The organism is Actinacidiphila oryziradicis (genome assembly GCF_005047355.1).
GTDB classification, from domain to species: domain Bacteria; phylum Actinomycetota; class Actinomycetes; order Streptomycetales; family Streptomycetaceae; genus Actinacidiphila; species Actinacidiphila oryziradicis.
Map to the genome: position 1 here is coordinate 67,465 of NZ_SUMC01000031.1, position 20,418 is coordinate 87,882.

Below are 20,418 nucleotides of genomic sequence, written 5' to 3' on the forward strand. Positions count from 1 at the left end.
CGTCCGCGCCGCTCCCCCCGGCCATGCCCCCGCCGCAGACGGCCATGCCGCAGCCCCCGGCGCCGGCGCCGCAACAGGGCCGCTCCCGGCGGCGCCGCAAGCACAACCGCGTCCTGCGGTTCCGCTCGCTGCCGCTGCGGTCCCGGCTGGCGATGCTGACGGCGGGGGCGGTGGCGGTCGCCGTAGCAGCGTCGGCGTTGGCTTGCTGGCTCATCACCCAGAACCAGCTGATGCAGCAATTCAACCAGTCGCTGCACACATCGGATCCGACTCAGCAGATCGTAAAGGTCCTGAGCCAGACCGGCAGCTGTCTGTCCAAGCCACTCACCGGGGACGCTGCAGTGAAGGCGGGCGGCAACGGGTTCAACCCGACCAAGTTCTCCGTACAGCTCGTCCTCGCCAGCGGCCAGACCTGCTGGATCATGGGCGATGAAACCATCCCGGTCAAGGACACGGACAAGCAGATAGCTGCGACGGCGACGAGCCTGGACAGCGGCCCGACAGGGAATCACAGCTTGGGCGGGAGCCGCCGCCCGGGCAGCCAGGGCAGCATGCATACCGTGACGACCAAGAGCGGCACCGAGCTGGAGGTCCTCACCAAGGCCGCGAGCCCCGCGGTCACCGCACTCCTCGGGCAGGGCACCGCGGTCATGGTGGCCAGCCCCCTGAGCAGCGTCACCGACCCCCTCAACACCCTCGCGCTCGTCATGGCCATCGTGACCGGAGCCGGCGTGCTCGTCGCGGCCACCGCCGGCCTGGTGATCGCCCGCGCCGGGCTCAAGCCCGTCGACCGCCTGACGGCGACCGTCGAGCGCATCGCCCGGACCGAGGACCTGAGCATCCGCATCCCCATCGACGGGGAGGACGAGATCGCCCGCCTGGGCGCATCGTTCAATTCGATGACCGCCCGCCTGGCGGCCTCCCGGGAGCTGCAGCAGCAGCTCATCGCCGACGCCGGACACGAGCTGCGCACACCGCTCACCTCCCTCCGTACCAACGTCGAGCTGCTGGAGCGCAGCGAGGCGACCGGCCGCGCGCTGCCACCGGAGGACCGCGAGGCGCTGCTCGACTCCGTGAAGGCACAGATGTCGGAGCTGGCCTCGCTCATCGGCGACCTGCAGGAGCTGTCGCGCCCCGACACCAACCCGGCCGGCAGCCCGCTGCAGGTCGTGGCGTTCCACGAAGTCACGGAGATCGCGCTGCAGCGGGCCCGGCTGCGTGCCCAGGACATCAAGATCCTCGCAGAGGTCACGCCCTGGTATGTCAAGGCCGAGCCGGCCGCCCTGGAGCGGGCGATCGTGAATCTCCTGGACAACGCTGTGAAGTTCAGCCCGCCGCAGGGCACCGTCGAGGTCAATCTGTACGGCGGCGAGCTCACCGTACGTGACCACGGTCCCGGCATCGCGCCGGAGGAGCTGCCGCACGTCTTCGAACGCTTCTGGCGGTCGACCTCGGCCCGCGCGCTGCCCGGCAGCGGTCTGGGGCTGTCCATCGTGGCCCGCACCGTCCAGCAGGCGGGCGGTGTGGTGGGCCTGCACCGGGCGCACGGCGGCGGCACCATGGCCGTCATGCGGCTGCCGGGGTCATCGGTCCCGCCACCGGAACTTTAGGGGCCTGGAGGGCGAAAGCCCCCGGAAACCCATCCGAATTTTTCACCACCCCTCGGAACTTTTCACCACCCTTCGGAACTTAAGAAACACGTAGCGGATTCTGCAGTTCCGCACATGTATCTCTCAGGCTATTCACAGAATTACCCGGAACGGTGAACCGCATGCACGCTACGGACTCGGCCCAGAGCGAGAACCCCGCTCGCATCCTGATCGTCGACGATGAGCCGGCGGTCAGAGAGGCGCTCGCCCGCAGCCTGGAGTTCGAGGGCTACCTGGTGGACACCGCGACGGACGGCATGGATGCTCTGGAGCAGCTGGAACACGACCATCCGGATCTGATCCTCCTCGACGTCATGATGCCCGTCCTCGACGGCCTCGCCGCGGCCCGCCGGATCAGGGCCAAGGGCGACACCGTGCCGATCCTGATGCTCACCGCCCGTGACGCGATCGGCGACCGGATCGTTGGCCTCGACAACGGCGCCGACGACTACCTGCCCAAGCCCTTCGCGGGCGACGAGCTCCTCGCCCGCGTCCGCGCCCTGCTCCGGCGCAGCGCGCTCCCCGCCGCCGTCTCCACGCCGCGCAAGGGGCGCCATGCCGCCCCCACCAGCACGAGCCGGATGGAGTTCGAGGACGTCGCCATGGACCTGAGCACCCGGGAGGTCACCCGGGCAGGCAAGCGGCTCGACCTCACCAAGACGGAATACGCGCTGCTCAAGCTCTTTATGTCGCACCCCAGGCAGGTGCTCAGCCGGGCCGCCATCCTCCGCGATGTCTGGGGCTTCGACTTCGAGCCCACCTCCAACACCCTCGACGTCTACGTCATGTACCTACGCCGCAAGACCGAGTCCGGCAGCCTGCCCCGCATCATCCACACCGAGCGCGGCACCGGCTATGTGCTGCGCGCGTCAAAGGACTACGAGGTCCGCTGAGCCATGCTCGACTCCAACCACCTGATCTCCGTATTCGGGCTGCTCGGCGTCCTGGCGATCGTCTTCGCCGAGTCCGGGCTCCTGATCGGTTTCTTCCTCCCCGGCGATTCCATCCTCTTCACCGCCGGCCTGCTGATCTCCCAGCACCAGATCGTCCACCAGCCCCTGTGGCTCGTCTGCCTCCTCATCTCCGTCGCCGCCGTCCTCGGCGACCAGGCCGGCTATCTCTTCGGCCGCAAAGTCGGGCCCGCCCTCTTCCGGCGGCCGGACTCCCGTCTCTTCAAGCAGGAGTATGTCGGCAAGGCCCACGCCTTCTTCGAGCACCACGGTCCCAAGGCCCTGGTGCTGGCCCGCTTCATCCCCGTCGTACGGACCTTCACGCCGATCCTCGCGGGTGTCAGCGGCATGGCGTACCGCACCTTCGTGGTCTTCAACGTCCTGGGCGGCGTGCTGTGGGGCGCCGGGGTGACCGTGGCCGGTTACTTCCTGGGGCAGATCGCCTTCATCCGGGACCACATCGACGTGGTCCTCATCGCGGTCGTCGTCCTCTCCGTCGCGCCGCCGATCGCCGGGGCGGTGCGCGGCTCGCTGCGCTCGCGTAACCTGCGCCCGCGGGACGTCAGGTCGGACGCCACGTAACGCCAAAGTTACAAATTCCCTTTTTGCAGCCCAGCTCAGCGGGAATTCAGAGCCTTCTCATTCCCGTGGTACAGCATTCCTTCCATGACTCTCCCCCACGCCTCTGCCGGCCACAGCGTCAGGAAGGCCGTCGTCCCCGCGGCGGGCCTCGGCACCCGTTTCCTCCCAGCGACCAAGGCCACTCCGAAAGAGATGCTGCCCGTCGTCGACAAGCCGGCCATCCAGTACGTCGTGGAGGAGGCCGCAGCCGCCGGGCTGGAGGACATCCTCATGGTCACCGGCCGTAACAAGCGGGCGATCGAGGACCACTTCGACAACAACGCCGAACTGGAGCGCGTCCTGGAGGCCAAGGGCGACACCGCCCGTCTGGAGGCCGTGCGCAGCGTCACCCGGCTCGCCCGCCTGCACCACGTCCGCCAGGGCGACCCGCTGGGCCTCGGCCACGCCGTGCTGTGCGCACGCGCCCACGTCGGGTACGAGCCTTTCGCCGTCCTGCTCGGCGACGACCTGATCGACGAGCGCGAGACGCTGCTCAGCCAGATGCTGGACGTGCGGGCCCGCTACGGCGGCAGCGTCGTCGCGCTGATGGAGGTGGACCCGGCCCAGATCCACCTCTACGGCTGCGCGGCCGTCAAGCCGACCGCCGAGGACGGCGTGGTGCGCGTCTCGGGCCTGGTCGAGAAACCGTCCCCCGAGGACGCCCCCAGCAACTACGCGGTGATCGGCCGCTACGTCCTGGACCCGGCGGTCTTCGACGTACTGGCCCGCACCGTCCCCGGCCGCGGCGGCGAGATCCAGCTCACCGACGCCATCCAGGAACTGTCCTCGCTGGACAGCCCCGGCGGCCCGGTGCACGGCGTGGTCTTCACGGGCCTGCGGTACGACACCGGCGACCGCGCCGATTACCTCCGTACCGTCGTACGGCTGGCATGCGACCGCCCGGACCTGGGTCCGGAGTTCCGAAGCTGGCTGAAGGAGTTCGTCAAGGACTTCACGGCGACCCTGCCCGAGAGCGACCTGGAAGGTAGGCGGCTCGCCGCCTGAGAAGCAATGATCAGCAGACTGCCGCTCCGTGCCCGTCTGGCACTGCTCACCGCCGCCGCCGTCGCCATCGCCATCGGGGCGTCGGCGGCGGCGTGCTGGTACATCACCGCCAACGAGCTCAGGGGCGACCTCGACAGTTCGCTGACCACCGCCATGATCTCAATGGGTTGGGTCGACAACCTGAACAAGCGGTGCGGCGGCACACCCCCGGACACCGAGCAAAACGCGCCACCGGCCCGCATCACCGGCCAGATGCTGAAGTCGGACGGCACCCGCTGCATCGACTCCGAGGACACCGCCATCCAGGTCACCGCCTCCGACCTCGCCGTGGCCGCCAACAAGAAGGCCAAGCCGGTGCTGCGGACGGGCATCCGGGACAACGGGACACGCGTCCGCGTCCTCACCCTCCACACCCCCCGCGGCGCCACCATGATGATCGCCCGGCCGATGAGCGAGCTCGAGGATCCGCTCAACAGGCTCGGGGTCCTCCTCGGCGTCGTCGGCGGCGGCGGCATCCTCACCGCACTGGGCACCGGCCTGCTCGTCGCCCGCTCCGCGCTGCGCCCGGTGAACCGGCTCACCGCCGCCGTCGAGCACATCGCCCGCACCGAGGACCTCAAGGTCCGCATCCCGGTGAGCGGCCGCGACGAGATCGCCAGGCTCAGCCAGTCGTTCAACAGCATGACCGCCGCCCTGGAAAGCTCCCGCGACCACCAGCAGCGCCTGATCGCCGACGCCGGCCATGAACTGCGCACCCCGCTCACCTCGTTGCGGGCCAACATCGACCTGCTCGTACGCAGCAACCAGACCGGCCGCCCCATCCCCGCCCACAAGCGGGACGCTCTCCTCGGCAGCCTCCAGGCCCAGACCACCGAGCTGACCAGCCTCATCGGCGACCTCCTCGAACTCTCCCGGCCCGAGGCCATCCAGCCCACCACCGCGGCCCCCACCCCCCTGCACAACTCCGTGGACCGGGCCCTGCAACGGGCCCGGCTGCGCGGACCGCACATCTCCTTCGTCACCGATGTGCAGCCCTGGTACGTCCAGGGCGACCCGGCGTCCCTGGAGCGCGCGGTGGTGAATCTGCTGGACAACGCCGTCAAGTTCAGTCCGCCCGGCGGCCGTATCGAAGTCCAGCTGCGCAAGGGCGAGCTGACCGTGCGTGACTACGGCCCCGGCATCTCGGCCGAGGAGCTGCCGCACGTCTTCGAACGCTTCTGGCGGTCGCCCAGCGCCCGCAGCATGCCCGGCAGCGGCCTCGGACTGTCGATCGTGGCCCACACCGTGCAGCGCTCCGGCGGCTCGGTGGCGCTGCAACCCGCCTACGGAGGCGGCACGATGGCCCGTATCCATCTGCCCGGAGCCCCTCAGGCGACCTCCGGAATCGGCCATCTTGTGACTGGCCTGTGAGCTTTCTGATTCTCATCTTCCGCTAACTGAGCTCACAGAGGCCTTCCAGATCCGGCCGTCAGAGTCCTTGACATGAACCAAACGACAGCAGGAGGCGCGCGGCAGCGGTCCGTGGAGATCGTGGTGCCGGTGTACAACGAGGCCCACGTCCTCGCCGACAGCATCCGCCGCCTCCACGCCCACCTCGAGAATTCCTTCCCGTTCCCGTTCCGGATCACCGTCGCGGACAACGCCAGCACCGATGCCACCTGGCAGGTCGCGATCGACCTGACCTACCAGCTGCCCCACGTGCACGCGGTGCACCTGGACCAGAAGGGCCGCGGCCGCGCGCTCAAGCACGTGTGGAGCCGGTCCACGGCGGATGTCGTCGCCTACATGGACGTTGATCTGTCAACGGGGCTCGAGGGCTTCCTGCCACTCGTCGCACCCCTGCTGTCCGGCCACAGCGACGTGGCCATCGGAAGCCGGCTGCACCGTGACTCCGCCGTCGTGCGCGGACCCAAGCGCGAGTTCATCTCACGCTCCTACAACCTCCTGCTGCGAGTCGGCCTCGCCGCGAAATTCTCCGACGCGCAGTGCGGTTTCAAGGCCGTACGGACCGAGGTGTTCCAGGCCCTCGCCCCGCACATCGAGGACAACGCCTGGTTCTTCGACACCGAACTGCTCGTCCTCGCCGAGCGCAACGGCCTGCGGATCCACGAAGTCCCGGTGGACTGGGTCGACGACCCCGACAGCCGAGTCGACATCGTCCGTACGGCGATCGACGACCTGAAGGGCATGGCGCGGATCACCAGGCGCACGCTGCGCGGTGAGACCCGTATCGCCGCGATCCCCGCGCCGCGGCGGCTGAACCAGCCGCAGCCGGACGCTCCCGCCCAGCGCAAAGGCCTGACCGGACAGCTGCCGAGCTTCCTGGCCGTCGGCGTCGCCTGCACCCTCGCCTACATGGCGCTCTACCTGCTGGCCCGGCAGCTGATGCCCGCCATCTGGGCCAACGGGCTCGCCCTGCTGGTGACCGCCGTCGCCAACACCGCGGCCAACCGCCGCTACACCTTCGGCATCACCGGCTCCGCCGACGCTCTCCGCCACCAGATCGAGGGCGGCTTCGCCTTCATCATCGGCTTGGGACTCACCACCGGCGCCGTCGCCGGCCTGCATGTCCTGGCCGCAGACGCTTCTCACGGCACCGAACTCGCCGTACTCGTGGGCGCCAACGCAGTCGCCACCGTAACGCGCTTCGTCCTCATGCGGCTCTGGGTCTTCAACCCGCGTCGCAAGACCGCCCTCACCTCGGAGTACGCATCATGACGACCCTCGTCTCTCCGCCGTCACCCACCCTTGAGGGGCGGCGTTCGCACCGGGCCACCGTCGCCCCTGCCTCCCGGGTGAAGACCCTCTTCACCGGCCGCCCCGACGACCCGCGCTGGGCCCGTCCCGCCCTCTGGCTGATCCTGCTGCTGGCCACCGGCCTGTACGTCTGGAACATCTCCTCCATCACCGGTAACTCCTTCTACAACGCCGCCGTCTACAGCGGCACCAAGAGCTGGAAGGCCTTCTTCTTCGGCGCCCTCGACTCCGGCAGCTTCATCACCGTGGACAAGCCCCCCTTCGCCCTGTGGGTGATGGGCATCTCCGCCCGCATCTTCGGCTTCGGCAACTGGCAGCTGATGCTCCCGATGGTCGCGGCGGGCGTCAGCTCCGTCGCCCTCCTCTACCGCATGGTGCGCAAGCCCTTCGGCCACGCCGCCGCCCTCATCGCCGCTCTCGTTCTCGCCCTCACCCCGATCACCGTCGCCATCAACCGCGACACCAACCCTGACCCGATCCTCGTCCTGCTCATGCTGCTCGGCGCCGCCGGGCTGCTGCGGGCGGTACGGGGCGGCAAGCTCGCCCCGCTGGTGTGGTCCGCCGTCGCCATCGGCTTCGCCTTCAACACCAAGATGATGCAGGCCTACGTGGTCCTGCCCGCCTTCTTCGTCGTCTACCTCTTCGCCACCAGGCTCTCGCTGGGCAAGCGGATCCGTAACCTCGCCGTGGCGACGGTCGCCCTGATCGTCTCCAGCGCCTGGTGGATGGTCATCGTCGATCTCATCCCCGCATCGTCGCGCCCCTACATCGGCGGCTCCACGGACAACACCGTCTGGGACCTCGTCATCGGCTACAACGGCTTCGGCCGCATCTTCGGCGAGACCAGCGGCGTAGGCTCCGCCGGCGGCGGCGCCAGCTTCGGCGGCACGGCAGGCATCGGCCGCCTCTTCAACACCATCATGGGCGGCCAGATCTCCTGGCTCATCCCCTTCGCCGTGGTCGGGCTGGTGGCAGCCCTGCTGCTGCGCGGCCGTGCCCCGCGCACCGACACCCAGCGCGCCTCCCTCCTGCTCTGGGGCGGCTGGTTCCTGCTCAACTACCTGACCTTCGCCCTCGCCCAGGGCACCTTCCACCCCTACTACGTCACCGCCCTCGCCCCCGGCATCGCGGCCCTCACCGGCGCCGGCGGGGTGGCCCTCTACAAGGCCTTCCGCGAAGGCTCCATCACCAAGTGGGCCTGGGTCCTGCCGTCCGCCATCGCCGGCTCGGCCGTCTGGGCGATCGTCCTCCTGGCCCGTACCACCGGCTACAGCTGGGCCGAGTTCCTCATCGGCGTCGCCGCCGCGGTGTCGGTCATCGGCCTCCTGGTCGCCCGCTTCACCCGCCGGAACCGCTTCATGGGCTTCGCCATCACGGCCACGGTCGTCGCCCTCCTGGCCGGCCCCGCCACGTACTCCGTCTCCGCCGCCACCTCCCAGGGCAACGGCACCAACCCCACCGCCGGTCCCTCCACGGGTGGCGGCATGGGCGGCGGCGGTGGCGGCCGCGGTGGCTTCGGTGGCATGGGCGGCGGCGCCCCGAGCGGCGCCAAGTCCGGTACGCGGCCGAGCGGCACCGCTCCTTCCGGCAGCGGCGGCGGCATGGGCACGCCCCCGTCCGGCGCCCCGGGCAGCTCCGGCTCCAGCGCTTCCAAGTCCGGCACGCGGCCCAGCGGCGCCGGTGGCGGCATGGGCGGCGGCGGCATGGGCGGCGGCGGCATGGGCGGCAGCGGCATGGGCGGCAGCGGCATGGGCGGCAGCAGCGTCAGCTCCGACATGATCACATACCTCAAGAAGCACCAGGACGGCGCCACTTGGCTGCTGGCGGTCGCCACCGACCAGACCGCCTCCTCGATCATCCTGGAGTCCGGCCAGCCCGTCATCTCCATGGGCGGCTGGTCCGGCAGCGACAACGCCATGACGCTGGCCAAGCTCGAGTCCCTCGTCAAGTCCGGCAAACTGCACTACATCATGATCAGCACCGGCGGCCAGTCCACCAACTCCGAGATCGCCACCTGGGTCGCGAAGCACGGCACCGCGGTCAAGTCCTCGGCGTACACGACCTCGACCAGCAGCTCGTCCAGCTCGACCAGCACCTCCAGCACCTCCAGCGGCCTCTACCGCCTGGACCCCTCCGACGTCAGCTGACCCACCCGCAACAAGAAGGCGGGCCACCCGGGATCACCCGGGCGGCCCGCCTTCGTCATGCCGCCGCCATCTCGAACCACAACGTCTTCCCATGCAGCCGTCGGACGATCGAACTCGCCTGCCCGGATGCTGAGTATGAGGGCGCGGAGTCCGGCAGCCCTGGCGGTGAGGATGACGTCGGGGTCGTCGCTTTCGCGGAGACGGACGGTGCCGTCGGGGCCGTGGGAGGTGCCGGGGGACGGGGCTGGGGGGAGGGGGCTGTTTCTGGTGCGGGAGTGTGCGGACAGTTGGGGCGGGTCGGCGCCGGGTGGGGGGCTCGGGGCCACGGGAGCGAACGTGTCTACCCTGACCTGGCAGAAGTCCTCCCACAGCGGCTCGGGCTCCAACTGCCTGAACGTCGCCGCCGCCCCCGACGGCACCATCCGCCTCCGCGAGAGCGACGCCCCGAACGCCGTCCTCACCGCCACGCCCACCGGCCTCCGCACCCTCCTCCTCGGCATCAAGGCCGGTGAGTTCAACGACGTAGCCCTCTGATCTGACCGCAGACCTTTACCGCCGCCGCAGAAAGCCAGCCACGACAGCGAGGCGGGCGAACGGGGCGACAAGCGCCCAATGGCGCCCACCCCGCTTGCGGTTGCCGCTTCGGCGCCGGGAGCGCCGCCGGGGCTGCGGTCCTCGCCGATGCCGGGCGGCTGGCTGTCTCCTGGACCGGCGCGTCCGACACCCGCTCCTCAGGGGGTGCTTGGACCTGGTCCGGGAAACTCCTTGGTCGGCGCCGACCTGCGCGGAGGGGCCGCTACCGTGACCGTATGACGACTGACTCAGCCGCACCCGCAGACCTCGCGTCGATGCCCAGGGCGGAATTCGCCTTCCCGGGCCCATTGCGCGACCAGCTCGTCGCAGCGATCCTCAACGGCTCCAAGTCCTCCACGACAGGGCTGGTCGCCGACTACGAGCACGAGGGGGAGTCGCTGCCGGAAGTCGGGAGCCGTTCGGTGGTCATCGACTCGGACGGCCATCCGGTCGCGGTCATCGAGGTGACCAGCGTGCGCGTCGTCCCGCTGGCGGAGGTGGATCTCGCTCATGCGGTGGACGAGGGGGAGGGGGACACCAGCGTGGCCGGGTGGAGGTCGAGTCACGAGCGGTTCTGGCACAGCGAGGAGATGCGGGCTGCGTTGGAGGACCCGGAGTTCACCGTGGACGACGCGACACTGGCGGTTCTGGAACGCTTCCGTCTTGTCGACGACCTTCGCCGCCTCGCCGATTGACGATCCGCCTGTCGCTCGCTGCGTCGTAAGTGCGGGTGCGTCTCGCGCCCTCCGGGCGCAAGGCGGCTGGCTGCGGATGAGAGGGGAGGGGGCTCCTGTCCGTCGGCCGGGTATCGGGTGGGTGGGTGGCGGGGGTTCAGGCGCTTGAGCAGCTTCGGTCCGGTGGGTGTCTGGGGTCTCGTTGCCGGATCCGGGTAGAGATGGTCGGTGGCGACGCCTGTTGTTCGTGGGTGGTTGCGCTGCCGTAACCGGCGGCTGTCGGGTGCTTGGGGGCGGGGGTAGTCAGGTGTCCGGGGGCGGGGGTGCCGTTGGGGGCTTCCTGTGGTTTGGGTCTCGTGCGGGGGTGGGGTGGTGGCGGTCCCGGTGACCCGGGGAGGGGGTGGGGCTGCAGAAACGTTCCGGCGAGGGGTTGGTGCCTTACGGTCCCGACTGGGGGTGCAGAAACGTTCCGGCGAGGGGTTGGTGCCTTACGGTCCCGACTGGGGGTGCAGAAACGTTCCGGCGGGAGGGGTGGACCCGTTGCCGGTCCGGTGCGGGTCGGGACACGGGAGCCACTCCGGCATATCGGGCGTATCGCCTCGGTGCCTGCGCGGACTTCCACCCATGCCTGCGTAGACTTGCGTGGGGCGGGAGTGTACGCAGGCGTGGGTGCGATTCTGCGCAGGCGGCCCCCATCGCCCGGCTGCGTATCCCGGATTCCCGCCCAGCACGGACAGCCCGGGACCGCTACGCCTTCGTCTCGGCGCCCTCGTAGACCTTGTCCAGGAAGCGGGCCAGGTTCGAGCGGGTGCGGGCGATCCGCTCGTCCAGGGTGAGCGATTCCTCGAACGGACGGACCAGCACGGACGCCTTCTTGCCCCGGATGTACAGGGAGCACGCGAGGTCGGCGCACATGTAGGTGCCGACGGTGTTGCCCTGGCGGCCGGCGGCGCCGACCTTGGGCGCGGTCAGCAGGTCGACGCCGGAGCCGGCGTGGGCGGTGACGCAGATCGAGCAGAGGCTGGTCTTGATGAGGCTCCTGCGTGCGGCCGACGGTGTGCGCAGCGTGAAGCCGACATACTCGCCGTGCCGCTCGGTGACGAGGTAACCCCGGTCCGGAGCGCCCGGGTCCCGCCAGCCCAGGAAGTCCAGGTCGGCCCAGGGCAATTCGGCCAGGCCACGGGGGAGGTTCAGCCTGCGCGCCTCGCCCTTGGAACAGTTGACGAACAATGCGCGGATCTGGTTCTCGCTGAGCGGCTCCATGATGCCCGAAACTAACAGCGCGGCGACCCGGTGTCGCGGGATTTTCCCGCCGACCGGTTCTCGCGTCAGGCGGCCCAGCGGCGGGTGCCGCGCCAGGCGCAACCCTCGATCTCGACGACAAGGCCCTCGGCGCGAAAGAGGAAGTCCGGACGGCGCCAGCGCCCGGTCGAGGCACACCACCACGCCCGGGATGGGCTGCCTGTACAGAATCGCACCCATGCTTGCGTACACCCCCGCCAGGGCGGGGCTGTACGCAAGCATGGGTGGAAGTGCACGCAGGCGGGCAGTTGTGCTCCCGTCCGAGAGTGCATTGGTCTCCTGTGAACTTCAGTGCAGTTAGTGAAGTCCAGAAGTGGGCAATTAGGGCAATTCTCTTCACTTTCAGCACTCAGAATCCGTGCCCGCTCGAACAATGGGCGTAAAGGTGGACAAATTGCCTCATGGGGGTGCTGGTGACGGCCCTTGCGGGCCCGCCCGGCGTTTGAGGACGGATCGGCAACCCCGACAGAGGGCACCGAAACCCGCGTCAAGCCCCTTCCGCGTCCAGTACGTACCCCACGCCGCGCACCGTACGCAGCAGCCGCGGCTTGCCGCCGGACTCGGTTTTACGGCGGAGGTACATGACGTAGACGTCGAGGGAGTTGGGGGTCGGGAGGCCGTGGTCGCCCCAGAGGGACTTGAGGAGCCAGTCGCGTTCGAGGACCTGGCGGGGGCGGGCGAGGAAGAGTTCCAGCAGCGCGAATTCGGTGCGGGTGAGGCGCAGGTCACGGCCCTCGCGGGTGACTTCGCGGGCGGCGGTGTCCATGCGGAGCCCGCCGTAGCTGAGGACGGCGTCATGGGCGGCGACGGTGGTGGCGCGGCGGCGGAGGAGGGCCCGGACGCGGGCGATGAGTTCGTCGGTGGCGAAGGGCTTGGCGAGGTAGTCGTCGGCTCCGGTTTCGAGGCCGGTGACGCGGTCGCCGATGGTGTCGCGGGCGGTGAGCATCATGACGGGCACGTCATCGCCGCGGGCACGGAGCCGGCGGCAGGCGGTGAGGCCGTCCATGAAAGGGAGGAGTACGTCCAGGATGACGAGGTCGGGGCGCTGGGACTCGACCAGGCCGAGGGCCTCCTCGCCGTCTCCGGCGAAGAGGACTACGTAGCCGCGGCGGGTGAGGATCATCTCGAGCGCGTCGCGGATGGCGGGCTCGTCGTCGACCACCAGGATGCGTGAGGCGTCGGCCGCCTCGATCGTGCCGGTCACGGTCATCGCCATATCCGGTTCTCCGCTGCGAGCTCGATGGGGATGCGGAACGCTCCGGTGCTGTCGGCGATCGCGGTCCCGCTGTTCTGTGAGTGGTGAAGGTGGGCGTAGGCGCCCTGCTGGGCGAGCAGTTGCTCGTGGGTGCCGACCTCGACGAGGCGGCCGTTGTCGAGGACGAGGATGCGGTCCGCGTCGGGGGCCAGGTTGAGGTCGTGCGTGATCATGATGGTGGTGCGGCCGCGCATGAGACGGCGGAGCGGCTTGATGACGCGGCGGGCGGCGAGGGCGTCAAGGCCGGTGGTGGGCTCGTCGAGGACGAGGACGGGGGCGTCGCGGAGCATGGCGCGGGCGATGGCGATGCGCTGGAGCTGACCGCCGGAGAGCTCGGCGGTATGGCTGTCGATGGGGGTGTCGTACCCGCCGGGGAGGGCCATGATGAAGTCGTCGGCATTGGCGTCGATCGCGGCCTGGACGATCTCCTCGTAGGTGGCACCGGGGCGGCCGCAGCCGATGTTCTCGCGGATGGTGTCGTGAAGGATGAGGGTCTTCTGAGGGAGCAGCGCCACGTTGTCCCGCAGGTGGTCGACGGGGTAGTCGCTGAGCGAGACCCCGTCGAGGCTGATGGCGCCGGCTCCGGGGTCGTAGAAGCGGAGCAGGAGCTTGGAGACGGTTGACTTGCCGGCCCCGCTCGCGCCGGTGACCAGGACGAGCTCACCGGGCTGGGCGGAGAAGGAGACGTTGCTGAGGGAGTTCTTCTCCGCGGCGGGGTAGCGGAAGCCGACCTGCCGGAATTCGACGTAGCCCTGGACGCGGCGGGGGACGGGGACGGCGCGTTCGGGGTCGCGGACGGTGACCTCGGTGTCGACGATTTCGAGGATGCGTTCCGCGCTGACGGCGGCCGCGTTCAGCGTGAGGCCCAGGGTGCCGAGGGAGCGGATCGGCGGGTACAGGTAGCCGAGGAAGGCGGCGAAGGCGAGGAGCTTGCCGATGGTCATCCGGTCGGCGGAGATCTCCCAGGCGCCGAGGCCGATGACGGTGAGGACGCAGACGGTCTCGACGACCTCGACGAGCTGGGCGTAGCGCTCGCTGAGCCGGGCGCTCAGGACGGAGGCCGTCAGCCAGGACTTGGCCTCCTTCCGGAGGCGCGTCTCCTCTGAGCGCTTACGGTTGTAGGCCTGCGTGAGCAGGACATTGCCGAGGGATTCCTCCACTACGGAGGTGATGGCGCCGTCGGCGACCCGCTCGTCCCGCGATACGTCCTTGAGCTTGCTGGAGAAGAGCTTGGCGGACAGCCAGAAGAGCGGGGCCAGGACGAAGGTGGCCAGGGCCAGGTCCCAGCGGAGGTAGAGCGCGGCGGCGGAGAAGAAGACCACGCTGAAGACCGCGGAGATGGTGCCGACGACTCCGGAGACGACCATGTGCTCGACGGACTCGACGTCACCGGTGAGGCGTTCGACCAGGTCGCCGTGGCGGTTGCGCTGGAAGAAGTCCGGCGGGAGGTCCTGGATGTGGCTGAAGACCTTACCTCGCAGGCGCATGACAAACCGTTCAGCGACCCATACCGCGAGGGAGTTGCCGACGTAGCCGACGCCGGCGCCGAAGATGGTGACGCCCAGCCATTTGGCGGCCGGAGCCCAGAAGGCGGACAGCTTGCCTGTCTGGAGGGCGTTGTCGGTGAGGTCGCTGAAGAGCAGGATCGCGGCGGTCTCGCCGAGGGCGGCGATGACGACGCAGAGGCAGATGACGATCATCCAGCGACGGTCGCCCTTGGTGAGCGGCCAGAAGCGCTTGAAGGCGTCGCGGACGGGGAGGGTGGGCTTGGCCTCGGCCTCTTCCTCCGCGTCTTCGTACACAGGCTCGGTGTCAAAGACCGGGATGGGGATGGCGCCGGTCTCATAGCGGCCGTGGACACGGCCACGACGGGATCTGCGGTGCCGGCCGCTGCCTGCGGCGACGGGCTCGAGGTCGACCACGCGGAGTTGCATGGTGGCTTGGTCGGCCCGGGGTTCGTACGTGGTCAACGTTCCTCCCACCGTTGGTGCGGAGTGGTGCGGGACTGTGAGTGGTGCGGGCATGGCCGAGGCGGGCCCGGCGGCGCTTTGCCACCAGCCCGCCTCCGGAAGCTGGGTCAGCCGCCGATGGGGCGACGGGGGTGCTTCTTGGCGTGCTTCTTGGGGTCGCACTTCTTCGCCGGGGCGGCCGGGGCCTTCTTGTGGGCGGGCTTAAGCGGGACGATTTTGTGGAAACTCATGGTTTCTCCTGAGGTGTGCGGGTGTGGGTGCCTGATCTGCGGGTGTGCCGTGTGCCCGAATTCAGGGGCGTCAGGCCGTGGGTCAGCCGGCGATGGGACGCCGGTGCGCCTTCTTGCAGGCCTTCTTAGGCTGGGCCTTCTTGTGCAGTTCGTGCTTGGGGGCCGGCTTGGCGAGGGGGGCGATCTTACGGAAGCTCATGGTTCTCCCTAATACAAGTTTTCTGACGTTCTTGCGCGTTTCCCGCCGGAGTGTGCTTTCCCTCCGACACCCGAAACATTACGCGAGAAGAGGCGGCGTGGAAGCCGTTTCCGGTGAGATGCCTATGAAATGAATGTGAGGCAACTTCTCACCATCGAGCCGCAACCGGGCGCCCTTCGTTTCGCGTCCCACCACCTCGCCGGCCCCGTCGGGCACACGGCAGAGCGGGCCAGTGACGTCTGTCACTGGCCCGCTCTAACCTGCTGATCAGCGGTTACTCTTGCTTACTTGTCGCCGTGGAGGTCGACCGGCTTGGGGTGCTTCTTGTGGTGCTTCTTCGGCGGCGGCGGCGGGGGAAGGAGCTTCTTCTTCGGCTTGTGCAGCGGGGCCTTGAAAGCCATCTCAGAATCCTGTTCGTCGTACCTGCTGTCGTCACCGGTTCGTGTCGACAAGAGAGACAGTAGCGAAAATTTTCGGGCCCAAAGCCCGAAATCACTTAAGGCGCCGTTAGCAGTCGCTTAGATTCCCTCATGCATCTTTGAAAATCCTCAGAGAAGGAAGCGGTAGGTCAAGAGGACGACGGCGGCTGGTAAATTATAGATTTCTCATGCTGCGTTCATTGACATCTCATGAACCCCCCATACGCAGGCGCAAGTCTCGACCCCATGTCCGTTTCGACTACTCCTGCCCCCGCTTCCTTCCCGGTCTCTGCCGCCACTGCTGCGGTCAGGGCCAGGCAGGCGGCCTTCGGGCCTACGCACGCTCCACGCTGGGCACGGCCCGCACTGTGGGCCGTGCTGCTGCTGACCGCCTTGTTGTCCCTGTGGAACGTCTCATCCATCGGGAACGCCAACTCCTTCTACGCCGCGTCCGTGCTCAGCGGCACCCAGAGCTGGAAGGCGCTCTTCTTCGGCTCACTCGACGCCGGGAACTTCATCACCGTCGACAAGCCACCGCTCGCCGAGTGGGTGATGGGGCTGTTCTGCCGGGTCTTCGGCTTCGGCACCTGGCAGATGATGGTGCCGGTCGCGGCGGCCGGCACCGCGTCGGTGGCGCTGCTGTACACGATGGTGCGGCGCAGCTTCGGCTATGTGGCCGCGACGATCGCGGCGCTGGTTCTGGCCCTGACCCCGATCACGGTGGCGATCAGCCGGGACAACAACCCGGACCCGTTCTTGGTGCTGCTGATGCTGTTGGGCGCCGCCGGATGCCTGCGGGCGATCCGTACGGGCAGGCTGGCGCCACTGGTGTGGTGCGGGGTCGCGATCGGCTTCGCCTTCATGGCAAAGATGTTGCAGGGTTACATGGTGCTTCCGGCGTTCGTACTCGCGTACGGCTTCGCGGCGAAGTGCAGCGTGGTAAAGCGGATCCGCAACCTGGCGGTGGCCGGGGTGGCGCTGGCCGCGTCGACGGGCTGGTTCGTGCTGGTGGCCGACTTCCTGGTGTCGAAGGACTCGCGTCCGTACATCGGCGGCTCGACGGACAACACCTTCTGGAACCTGGTCGTCGGCTACAACGGCCTGGGCCGGGTCTTCGGGGCCAGTGACGGCACCGGCTCGTTCGGGCAGGGCGCCAACTTCGGCGGGGCCGCCGGAGTGGGGCGGATGTTCAACAGCATCATCGGCGGCCAGATCTCATGGCTGATCCCCTTTGCCGCCATCGCGCTGGCGGCGGGGCTGGTCCTGCGGGGGCGGCGGCCCCGGACCGATACGCAGCGGGCGTCCTATCTGCTGTGGGGCGGCTGGGTCGGGGTCCACTTTGTGGTCTTCAGCTTTGCCCAGGGCATCTTCCACCCGTACTACACGACCGCCATGGCGCCGGGTATCGCCGCGCTGTGCGGCGCCGGCGGGGTGGCCATGTACCGGGCGTTCCGCGGCCGGGATGTGCGCTGGGTGTGGGTGCTGCCGGCCGCTGTCGCGGTGAGCGCGGTGTGGGCCGTGGTGCTGCTGAGCCGTACGACGTCGTGGAACGCCTGGATCGGGCCGGTGGCCGGGGTGCTGGCGGCAGCTTCGATCGCGGGGCTGCTCCTGGCCCGGTTCGGCAAGGTCACGGCGCGCCGGGCGGGCGCGGTGGCGGCCCTGACGGGAGTCGTGGCGCTGCTGGCGGGGCCTTCGGCGTACGCCGTCTCGGCGGCGACGAAGGGTTCGGAGGACGGTACGAACCCGACGGCGGGCCCGGCGGTCGCCGGTGGCGGGTTTGGCGGCGGCGGGGGCCGCGGAGGCGCGGGTCGCCCGGGCGGCTTCCCCGGCGGAGGCTTCCCCGGCGGCGGCGCGCAGCGGGGTGGGCAGGCGCAGCCGGGGAGCGGCGGTACGGGTACGGGCAAGGGCGCCGCCGGTGCCGGCGCCGGCGCTACCGGCGGTCAGATGCCCGCCGGCGGTGCCGCACGTGGCGGCGGCATGGGCGGTGGCATGGGCGGGGGCGTCAGCTCCCAGCTGGTGTCGTATCTGCTGAAGCACCAGGACGGCGCCACCTGGATCCTGGCGGTCTCCAGGGACCAGAGCGCGTCCCCGCTGATCCTTCAGACCAAGAAGCCGGTCGCCGCGATGGGCGGCTGGTCGGGCAGCGACAAGGCGATGACCCTCGCCAAGCTGGAGGAGCTGGTGAAGGCGGGCAAGCTGCACTACATCCAGACCGGCGGCGGCGGGGGCGGCGGTTTTGGCGGCGGCGGCAACAGCACGTCCGACATCACGACGTGGGTGCAGAAGCACGGCACGCTGGTCAAGCCCAGCGCGTACGGCAGCACGTCGTCGACGTCGAGCTCCGGCTCCGCCGGCTCCAGCAGTGACATCTACCGGCTGGATCCGTCGGACCTCTAGGCGTGTGGTGAAGTGAGAGAGGGCGGTCCCTGCCGGGGGCCGCCCTCTCCCATGCGTCCGCCTTGTGGAATGCGGTACCGCACCGTGCGTGGGTCGTGCTTGACTGGCTGTCATGACCGAAGCGCGAGACAACGCGTCTCACATAGTGGACATAGGAGCACGTCGCTGGCTCATGCTGGCGCTCGGGACCGCCGCGCAGACCACCGCCTGCGCCTTCCTCTACGGCATCCCCTACCTCGCCGCCGAGCTGCGAAGCGCCGAACACCTCACTCTCACGCAGGTCGGGATGCTCGTCGCCTGCCCGACCATCGGGCTCGTCGTCGGCCTGTACGCCTGGGGCGCCGCCGCCGACCGCCACGGCGAGCGCACCGTGCTCGCCCTCGGCCTCGGCCTGACCGCGGTCCTGCTGCTCCTCGCCGCCTCCCCCGTCGCCCACGGCATGCTCGCTCTCGGCCTGCTCCTCGCCCTGGCGGGCGTGGCCACCGGGTCCGTCTCCTCCGGCAGCGGGCGACTGGTCCTCGGCTGGTTCGGCGCCCGTCAGCGCGGCCTCGCCATGGGCATCCGGCAGACCTCCACCCCCCTCGGCATGGGCCTCGCCGCCCTCTCCATGCCCCCGCTGGCCGCCGCCTACGGGGTACACGGCGCCGTCGCCGCCCTGGCTGCCGCCTGCGGTGGCGTTGCCGTCATGACGGCGCTTCTCACCGCCGACCCTCCCCGTACGACGCCGAAGGGCACCGCCGCGGACCGGTCCGGCAACCCCTACCGGGGTTCATCCGTGCTGCCCCGGATCCATGCGGGCGGTGCACTGCTGGTCGTACCGCAGTTCACGGCGAGCGCGTTCGCGCTGGTCCTCCTTGTCGACGTCCGCGACTGGTCGGCGGTGCACGCCGGGCAGCTCCTCGCCGGGGCGCAGGTCCTGGGCGCCCTCGTCCGGATCGCCGCCGGCCGCTGGTCCGACCGCGTCGGCTCCCGGCTCCGGCCCATGCGGCAGCTCGCCCTCTTCACTGCGGCGGTGTGCGCGGCCACCGCGCTGGCCGTCGCTTATCCGTCGGCTCTCACCGGCGCGGTGCTTGTGACCGCCGTCGCCATCACGGCCAGCACGAACGGGCTCTCCTTCACGGCTACCGCCGAGCGCGCGGGGCCCGCGTGGTCCGGGCGCGCCCTCGGTGTCCACAACACCGGTCAGAATCTGACGGCGGCCGTTGTACCCCCGGCCATGGGCGCCCTCATCACCGCCGCCGGCTACTGGCCCGGCTTCGCCGTCGCCGCGGTCTGCGCCTGCGCCTCGGCACTGGTCATCCCGGTGCGCGCCACCGCCGCCGGGCCCGACCCGGAGCCCGGCCCCGCCGCCCGCCTGCGGCCGCAGGCATCTCCCACCGGCACGGGCACCGGCACCTAGGCCGTGTCCGGCCGATCATGGGCGGTCAAGGCGTCGTCTGGCGCGGTGAATCGCAAGGCGCCAGAACGCTTGCAGAGTGGCCTCTATTCGGGCCGGACGCGCTGCGGGTACCTCCCGGCGTCAGCCGGGGGAGGGATATCAGCCGCAGCGGCCGGACAGGCCCTAAGAGGCCGCGCGGATGGGTGGGGTGGGTGAAGGAGCGGGGCGAGGGCCGAGTCTGGCAAGGCGGAGGTGGGGGCACCTCCTGGGGGCACCTCCCGGCCGAAGGCTGGGGGCGAGGCGACGCGATGGGGGTGCCCCCTGCTCGAGCGGAGCCGAGAGCTTGGTGGGGGCACCTCCCGGACGGAGTCTGGGGGAGAGTCGTCGACCGACACCGACGGCAACACTTCCAGGCGAGAGCCATCGGCCCGCGACGCCGCCCCACCTATCTGCGTGGCCTCTAACTCGCCGGCCCGGCGAGGAGCGCGTCAAGCAGCTCGCGGTCGCGGTCCTGGGTGAGGCGGTGGCGGGCGGCGGTAGGCGGGAGCCAGATGACGCGGTCCACTTCGCGGCTGGGAGTGAAGGCGCCGGTGGTGGCGCGGGCAGCCCAGTAGCGGACGTGCTTGGGGCGCCCGTTGGCCATGTACCGGGCGGGCGGGAGGGGGGAGCCCAGGACGCAGTCCATGCCGGTCTCCTCCTTGACCTCGCGCAGGGCGGCCGACGTCGCGTCCTCGTCCGGCTTGAGCTTGCCTTTCGGGTGCGACCAGTCGTCGTAGCGGGGGCGGTGTACGAGGGCGATCTCGAGCCCGTCGTCGAAGGGCGAGCGGCGCCAGAGCACAGCGCCGGCGGCGAGGACGGGGAGCGCGGGGTCGTCGGTGTCCATGGCTTGCGT

Annotated in this window: 16 protein-coding genes; 11 read left to right on the plus strand and 5 right to left on the minus strand. The window is 69.8% G+C overall.

The genetic code is table 11. The features are described 5' to 3' along the window. Window positions 1-152: 152 nt before the first annotated feature. The 9 genes from FCI23_RS28430 to FCI23_RS28475 all read left to right on the plus strand — a co-directional run bounded on the left by FCI23_RS28430 (window position 153) and on the right by FCI23_RS28475 (window position 10,397). Complete coding sequence (locus FCI23_RS28430) at window positions 153-1,610, plus strand: sensor histidine kinase (protein WP_246144117.1); 1,458 nt, start codon at window positions 153-155, stop codon at window positions 1,608-1,610. Window positions 1,611-1,771: 161 nt separating this feature from the next. After that, window positions 1,772-2,542, plus strand: coding sequence for a response regulator transcription factor (locus tag FCI23_RS28435; protein ID WP_136726793.1), 771 nt, complete (start codon window positions 1,772-1,774; stop codon window positions 2,540-2,542). Between the two features lie 3 nt (window positions 2,543-2,545). Further along, window positions 2,546-3,181, plus strand: coding sequence for a DedA family protein (locus tag FCI23_RS28440; protein WP_136726794.1), 636 nt, complete (start codon window positions 2,546-2,548; stop codon window positions 3,179-3,181). Window positions 3,182-3,265: 84 nt separating this feature from the next. Then, a complete protein-coding gene (galU, locus tag FCI23_RS28445) occupies window positions 3,266-4,225 on the plus strand; it encodes a UTP--glucose-1-phosphate uridylyltransferase GalU (RefSeq protein WP_136726795.1) in 960 nt (319 codons plus the stop codon). 6 nt (window positions 4,226-4,231) lie between these two features. After that, window positions 4,232-5,635 carry a sensor histidine kinase gene (locus FCI23_RS28450; RefSeq protein WP_136726796.1) on the plus strand — a complete coding sequence of 468 codons (1,404 nt, stop codon included), beginning with the start codon at window positions 4,232-4,234 and terminating at the stop codon, window positions 5,633-5,635. Window positions 5,636-5,707: 72 nt separating this feature from the next. Continuing rightward, window positions 5,708-6,943 carry a bifunctional glycosyltransferase family 2/GtrA family protein gene (locus FCI23_RS28455; protein WP_136726797.1) on the plus strand — a complete coding sequence of 412 codons (1,236 nt, stop codon included), beginning with the start codon at window positions 5,708-5,710 and terminating at the stop codon, window positions 6,941-6,943. After that, complete coding sequence (locus FCI23_RS28460; protein ID WP_136726798.1) at window positions 6,940-9,129, plus strand: glycosyltransferase family 39 protein; 2,190 nt, start codon at window positions 6,940-6,942, stop codon at window positions 9,127-9,129. Before FCI23_RS28455 ends, FCI23_RS28460 begins: the two co-directional genes overlap by 4 nt. A gap of 336 nt (window positions 9,130-9,465) precedes the next feature. Beyond that, a complete protein-coding gene (locus FCI23_RS28470) occupies window positions 9,466-9,663 on the plus strand; it encodes a DUF397 domain-containing protein (RefSeq protein ID WP_136726799.1) in 198 nt (65 codons plus the stop codon). Window positions 9,664-9,938: 275 nt separating this feature from the next. Continuing rightward, entirely contained in the window at window positions 9,939-10,397 is a 459-nt protein-coding gene (locus FCI23_RS28475; protein ID WP_136726800.1) for an ASCH domain-containing protein, read from the plus strand. A 726-nt stretch (window positions 10,398-11,123) separates the two neighbouring features. Here FCI23_RS28475 and FCI23_RS28480 read toward each other — a convergent pair. From FCI23_RS28480 to FCI23_RS62470, 4 genes are all read right to left on the minus strand, one after another. Further along, window positions 11,124-11,639, minus strand: a complete 516-nt coding sequence (locus FCI23_RS28480; RefSeq protein ID WP_136726801.1) for an FBP domain-containing protein — start codon at window positions 11,637-11,639, stop codon at window positions 11,124-11,126. Window positions 11,640-12,165: 526 nt separating this feature from the next. Next, window positions 12,166-12,888 (minus strand): response regulator transcription factor, encoded by a 723-nt coding sequence (locus FCI23_RS28485; RefSeq protein WP_136726832.1) that lies wholly within the window; start codon window positions 12,886-12,888, stop codon window positions 12,166-12,168. Next, window positions 12,885-14,867 (minus strand): ABC transporter ATP-binding protein, encoded by a 1,983-nt coding sequence (locus FCI23_RS28490; RefSeq protein WP_136726833.1) that lies wholly within the window; start codon window positions 14,865-14,867, stop codon window positions 12,885-12,887. The genes FCI23_RS28485 and FCI23_RS28490 overlap by 4 nt, the downstream gene beginning before the upstream one ends. Window positions 14,868-15,010: 143 nt before the next feature. Beyond that, the gene (locus tag FCI23_RS62470; protein WP_265737774.1) at window positions 15,011-15,133 is read right to left on the minus strand and encodes a hypothetical protein; all 123 of its coding nucleotides are present in this window, start codon (window positions 15,131-15,133) and stop codon (window positions 15,011-15,013) included. Window positions 15,134-15,997: 864 nt separating this feature from the next. Here FCI23_RS62470 and FCI23_RS28495 point away from each other — a divergent pair. Together FCI23_RS28495 and FCI23_RS28500 are read left to right on the plus strand one after the other, a co-directional pair. After that, a complete protein-coding gene (locus FCI23_RS28495; RefSeq protein ID WP_136726802.1) occupies window positions 15,998-18,148 on the plus strand; it encodes a glycosyltransferase family 39 protein in 2,151 nt (716 codons plus the stop codon). Window positions 18,149-18,260: 112 nt separating this feature from the next. Beyond that, a complete protein-coding gene (locus tag FCI23_RS28500) occupies window positions 18,261-19,547 on the plus strand; it encodes an MFS transporter (protein ID WP_136726803.1) in 1,287 nt (428 codons plus the stop codon). Between the two features lie 439 nt (window positions 19,548-19,986). On the opposite strand, the gene FCI23_RS28505 is transcribed toward FCI23_RS28500, so the two are convergent. After that, window positions 19,987-20,409 (minus strand): NUDIX hydrolase, encoded by a 423-nt coding sequence (locus tag FCI23_RS28505; protein ID WP_136726804.1) that lies wholly within the window; start codon window positions 20,407-20,409, stop codon window positions 19,987-19,989. Window positions 20,410-20,418: the final 9 nt, after the last annotated feature.

Coding starts and splice junctions, on each gene's coding strand:
- FCI23_RS28480 (WP_136726801.1), bottom strand. CDS start 11,639: ATGGAGCCGCTCAGCGAGAACCAGATCCGCGCATTGTTCGTCAACTGT.
- FCI23_RS28475 (WP_136726800.1), top strand. CDS start 9,939: ATGACGACTGACTCAGCCGCACCCGCAGACCTCGCGTCGATGCCCAGG.
- FCI23_RS28505 (WP_136726804.1), bottom strand. CDS start 20,409: ATGGACACCGACGACCCCGCGCTCCCCGTCCTCGCCGCCGGCGCTGTG.
- FCI23_RS28500 (WP_136726803.1), top strand. CDS start 18,261: ATGACCGAAGCGCGAGACAACGCGTCTCACATAGTGGACATAGGAGCA.
- FCI23_RS28485 (WP_136726832.1), bottom strand. CDS start 12,888: ATGACCGTGACCGGCACGATCGAGGCGGCCGACGCCTCACGCATCCTG.
- FCI23_RS28495 (WP_136726802.1), top strand. CDS start 15,998: ATGTCCGTTTCGACTACTCCTGCCCCCGCTTCCTTCCCGGTCTCTGCC.
- FCI23_RS28460 (WP_136726798.1), top strand. CDS start 6,940: ATGACGACCCTCGTCTCTCCGCCGTCACCCACCCTTGAGGGGCGGCGT.
- FCI23_RS28440 (WP_136726794.1), top strand. CDS start 2,546: ATGCTCGACTCCAACCACCTGATCTCCGTATTCGGGCTGCTCGGCGTC.
- FCI23_RS28450 (WP_136726796.1), top strand. CDS start 4,232: ATGATCAGCAGACTGCCGCTCCGTGCCCGTCTGGCACTGCTCACCGCC.
- FCI23_RS62470 (WP_265737774.1), bottom strand. CDS start 15,133: ATGAGTTTCCACAAAATCGTCCCGCTTAAGCCCGCCCACAAGAAGGCC.
- FCI23_RS28435 (WP_136726793.1), top strand. CDS start 1,772: ATGCACGCTACGGACTCGGCCCAGAGCGAGAACCCCGCTCGCATCCTG.
- galU (WP_136726795.1), top strand. CDS start 3,266: ATGACTCTCCCCCACGCCTCTGCCGGCCACAGCGTCAGGAAGGCCGTC.
- FCI23_RS28455 (WP_136726797.1), top strand. CDS start 5,708: ATGAACCAAACGACAGCAGGAGGCGCGCGGCAGCGGTCCGTGGAGATC.
- FCI23_RS28430 (WP_246144117.1), top strand. CDS start 153: ATGCTGACGGCGGGGGCGGTGGCGGTCGCCGTAGCAGCGTCGGCGTTG.
- FCI23_RS28490 (WP_136726833.1), bottom strand. CDS start 14,867: ATGCAACTCCGCGTGGTCGACCTCGAGCCCGTCGCCGCAGGCAGCGGC.